Raw genomic sequence first — 404 nt, forward strand, 5'->3', positions numbered from 1 at the left:
TCCAGGAGGTCACGGAGTAGACGGTGGCCGCTACTGCCCAGTCTTCGGCGAGGATGCGTTGGGCTTCGAGGGCCCAGGGCACGGAGACGCCGGAGGCGAGGATGTTCGCGGTGGGCCGGTTGTTTTCTCCGGCGGGGGCTTCGGCGAGTTTGTAGATGCCTTTGAGGAGCCCGTTGATGTCGAGGTTTCCGGGTTCGGCGGGTTGGCTGATCGGCTCGTTGTAGACGGTGAGGTAGTACATCACGTTCCGGTCTTCACCGGTGTCGGTGCCTTCACTGTTGTCGCCGTACATTTCTTCGAGGCCGTGGCGGATGATGTGGCCGATTTCGTAGCCGTAGGCGGGGTCGTAGGTTTTCACGGCGGGGTTGGTGGAGGCCAGGATGGGTGAGTGTCCGTCGGCGTGT

The 404-nt window shown here is 62.9% G+C and carries 1 protein-coding gene; it reads right to left on the bottom strand.

The features are described from left to right. A partial coding sequence (locus ACLRGI_RS03540; protein WP_419200320.1) for a transketolase-like TK C-terminal-containing protein occupies positions 1-404 on the bottom strand: 404 nt, incomplete at both ends.

The organism is Paenarthrobacter sp. PPS72 (assembly GCF_048537125.1).
In the GTDB taxonomy this organism is placed as follows: domain Bacteria; phylum Actinomycetota; class Actinomycetes; order Actinomycetales; family Micrococcaceae; genus Arthrobacter; species Arthrobacter nitroguajacolicus_E.